This is a genomic window from Siminovitchia jepli, from assembly GCF_047228825.1.
Classification (GTDB): domain Bacteria; phylum Bacillota; class Bacilli; order Bacillales; family Bacillaceae_C; genus Siminovitchia.
In genome coordinates this window covers 1-4,132 of the sequence record NZ_JBFEGN010000156.1, presented here as the reverse complement: position 1 = coordinate 4,132, position 4,132 = coordinate 1, and the positions used below count along the sequence as shown (strand labels likewise).

Sequence of the window (4,132 nt, the reverse complement as noted above, 5' to 3'; positions counted from 1 at the left end):
TAGTACCCAGATTTGTAAATTGTTCCCAAAAGAGCGCTGAATTAGTTTTCGGCAAATTTACTTTCGTAATTTGGGATGATAATCGCTGGGAACACCTTGTTTGGGCATATAAAAATTTTTATCCAATAATTTCTGGAGTTAATGTACCTTTATGGATATTAGAAACCATTAAGCATTGGTACTTTCGGATTGACTCGGCAAATTTTATTTTAGAAGAGTTTTCTCAAAGAGTGAGCCAACTTTTTTTCGGACAACGCAAATAAAATGGGCTAAATTTCGTGTGGGAAGATGCATAAGCTGGTGTTTGCTTGCTTAAAAAATCCTTTTTATCCCTGTCCAATCCGTGTGAAAGAATAATTGGGGAACCAATACTTGTTTAAAAATAAAGTTTGGGATTTTAGATCAAAAATACCGGATAATGAAAAAAGTCATATTTAATAAGAACTCAAGAGTAAACCAAAACCAAAATGCACCAGGCATTATTGGAAGGGAAATTTGAGTCAAAAAGCAAAGTAAAAATAAAATATAGAATATCACAGGGATTAATCTATGGGACCGCAGACACTTTTTTTGTTTAATTTTGTTTCTTCACAATAACATTCAGATTTTTAAAAATTCAATTTTGTTCAGTTTCCATTTTCCGCTATGTGGCCCTTTACTGCAAAAAGAGGATTGATGTTTTAAACTTTTTTTCCCCTTTAACAATATGCCTTCCCCGTTTATCGTAAGGCATAAAAAAAGCCCCCGTGATTCTGTGTTTTCTGAGGGACCAAATCCTAGGGGGGGCACGGATAGGTATACCAAATTAAACAGTCTGAAATATTATCTAAATACAAAGCCCTAGTTGACAAATCAGTTAAATAAGTTTGGTAGGCATTCTTTCTAATTTCCTACTGTCCTTTTATAATTTGAAAGTGTTTTTGCAAAACGTTTTACTCCTGACTTATCGTTCTAATTCTTGCTAGGCATTCTTCAAAATCTTAGCCTCTTGTTTTTCCCTTGTTTCAAAATCAAAAACATATCCGATAAATATATCATTTTTCACCCGTGAGTATTCCATTAAATGTAAATGGCCCGTTTGCGGTATAACCTTATATTACTTTTACCATAAGAACCCCCTTTAGACAAGCATTTCCAAAGGGGGAAAACGGTGCAACTTTTTTATAAACAGTTAATCTTTTTTATAAACGGTCGAACTTTTTTCCAAACGGTTAAACTTTATTTTAAATCCATAATTAACGCCCCATTTTTTCTCCTTTCACTCCACCGTGACACTTTTCGCCAAATTTCTTGGTTTATCCACATCACATCCACGATGCAATGCCGCATAGTAGGCGATCAGCTGCAGCGGAATGACGGAGACCAGCGGTGTAAGCAGTTCATGGACGGCCGGCAATATGAATCGGTCTTCCTCTGCATCAAGACCCTTCATCGAAATGATGCATGTGTGGGCGCCGCGCGCGGCTACTTCCTTGACGTTTGCCCGAATGCTTCCGTTAACAACGGCTTGGGTTGCAAGAGCAATTACGGGAGTACCTTTTTCGATGAGGGCGATGGTGCCGTGTTTTAATTCTCCGCCGGCAAATCCTTCTGCCTGGATGTAGGATATTTCTTTTAACTTCAGGGCGCCTTCCAAACCGACAAAATAGTCGATGGAACGTCCAATGAAAAAGCAGTTGATGGCAGCAGGCAAATATTCAGTCGCTATCTGCTCGAATTCTTCTTTGGCGCCGCATAACGTTTCCATGGCATTTGCAATTATGCCCAGTTCTTTGACCAGATCAAGGTCCAAAGATAAGCCTTTGGCTCTCCCCGTCACAAATGCCAATATCGCAAGCACAGCAACCTGTGCTGTGTATGCTTTTGTTGAAGCGACAGCAATTTCCGGACCTGCATGTAAAAGTAACGTATAATCCGCTTCTCTTGAAAGTGTTGAGCCTGGAACATTCGTAATCGTTAGTGCGCGGTAGCCCAGTTCTTTCACTTTCACCAATACGGATCTGCTGTCGGCTGTTTCCCCACTCTGGGAAATGAAAATAAACAATGGTTTTTCGCAAAGCAGAGGCATGTTGTAACCAAATTCACTGGCAAGATGTACTTCCACCGGAATGTCCGCCAGCTTTTCGATGAGCTGCTTTCCAACCAATCCTGCATGGGAACTCGTGCCGCATGCCACGATATAAATACGGTCGGCGCCCAGCATGGCACTGATTATTTCATCATCTATTCGAAGGCTGCCGCTCCCATCCTGGTACGCTTGAATGATTTTCCTTATGACAAGCGGCTGTTCGTCTATCTCTTTCAGCATATAATGCGGATACGTTCCTTTTTCGATATCTGTAACGTCCAGCTCCGCTCGGTATGGCTCTCTAATGATGACTTCGCCATTCAAATTGTAAATGTCGGCCCTATCTTTTTTTACAATGACAATTTCTTTATCCATCAGTTCAATAAATTGGTCCGTCATTTGAATCATCGCCATGGCATCACTGGCCACAACATGAAAGTCTTCTCCAACGCCGATTAACAATGGACTTTTATTTTTTGCTGCAAAAATGGTCCCCGGTGTTTCTGCATCCAGCATGGCAATTGCATAGGATCCGTTGAGCAAACGAAGCGTTTTTAAAAAAGCTTCTTCCGTTTCCATCTTTTTTGAAAATTTTTCCACCAGTTGAACAATTACTTCAGTATCTGTTTCGCTGATAAATGTTACATCTTGCAAGTATTTTGCCTTCAGTTCGGATTCGTTTTCGATGACACCGTTGTGAACCAATGTGAAACGTCCTGAAGCACTTTGATGCGGGTGAGCATTGATCTTGCTTGGCGCTCCGTGCGTCGCCCAGCGTGTTTGGCCGATTCCTGTTTGGGCATTAACATTGCCGTCCACCACAGCCCTGAGATCTGCTATTCGGCCTTTTTCTTTAAAAATGTGGATGCCGTCTTGATTGAAGGCAGCAATCCCTGCAGAATCATATCCGCGATATTCAAGCTTTTCCAAACCTTTCAATAATATTTCCTTTGCATCATTTGTTCCAATATAACCCGTAATTCCGCACATTGTATTTCCTCCTGTGAAAGGAGGGCAAGCAGCTTGAGGGCATACTTGCCCTCTTCATCTATTTTCATTGGCACAATTCCTTTCCTTTGTCCACCGAGTCGCCTCGTATGATTTATGAAAGAAAATTCGACTGTGTGCCGCAGCCGGGAGGTATCCGCCGAACGTTCGATAAGCCTCCTCCTCGTCAACTAATGAACCGTACCATTAGTTCTGGCGCTTTTTTAAAAATCCCCTATGCTCCTTTCCATTTAAAGTTAAATGAAACATGAATATCATACTATATTCTTTTTTTTGAGGTCAATCTTTTCCTGAATGAATATTTTATTGATCATGCATTACTTTATCTTTCTTTGCTTCAAAATCCCTGCCACAATGGGAATGACTGAAAGAAAGATTGCCAGCGGTAAAAACCATATTCCAAATCCGTCTCCCCACCCCGCTGCAATGGTTACCGATTCAAAAGTAATGAGCGCAAAAATGATCAGGCAGAGATTTTTTATTTGATTGATCATTTTTCGGCTTACTAAATAAAATTGCTCAGCGTTGGACTCATTTAATCGGCTGGGATAATTATGAATTTCGGGGGCTCTTTCAAAAATTTGCATTAAAAAAATAATAAGTGCTCCAATACCAGGCAAAAGGAATAGTTCCAATTTAGAACCCCAACGGTCCACTTCGCCAAGGGCATTAAAATGTGCCGGCACCTTGTCGGGCAGCTTGCCCCAAAGGAAAATTAATAAAAGAATTGAACCAATGTAGAAAGAAAATCCGATCACGTCCCAAATCCATTCACTCTTTGTTTTTGGTATTTTTATCTTGGGCCGTTCCCATGAATAGGACATGATATCACCTCTAAAACTTTTCGCTTTAAAATAACTGACGTACTTATACGTACGTTTTTCAATAGAATCAGTTTCAATTTGAAGTCGAAATCGTCTATTTTTGTCTTTTGATATGAGTTAAGATATAAGTAATGCTGAATACATAATTTGTTGGGTAGTGTAAAAAGTTCTATGAAAGATTAGCGATTTCTGCTTTTTCGAAGAGAAGAGGGAATATGTCGCCCGCAATCGC

Annotated in this window: 2 protein-coding genes and 1 pseudogene; 1 reads left to right on the top strand and 2 read right to left on the bottom strand. The window is 40.2% G+C overall.

What is annotated here, in order from left to right:
* Positions 1-263: pseudogene (locus AB1L08_RS21780) on the top strand (hypothetical protein); the annotation flags it as partial.
* Between the two features lie 995 nt (positions 264-1,258).
* On the opposite strand, the gene glmS reads toward AB1L08_RS21780, so the two are convergent.
* Together glmS and AB1L08_RS21770 are read right to left on the bottom strand one after the other, a co-directional pair.
* A complete protein-coding gene (glmS, locus tag AB1L08_RS21775) occupies positions 1,259-3,058 on the bottom strand; it encodes a glutamine--fructose-6-phosphate transaminase (isomerizing) (protein WP_413066686.1) in 1,800 nt (599 codons plus the stop codon).
* Between the two features lie 335 nt (positions 3,059-3,393).
* Positions 3,394-3,900: a DUF1648 domain-containing protein gene (locus AB1L08_RS21770; RefSeq protein WP_413066685.1), complete on the bottom strand. Its 507-nt coding sequence runs from the start codon at positions 3,898-3,900 to the stop codon at positions 3,394-3,396.
* Positions 3,901-4,132 lie beyond the last annotated feature (232 nt).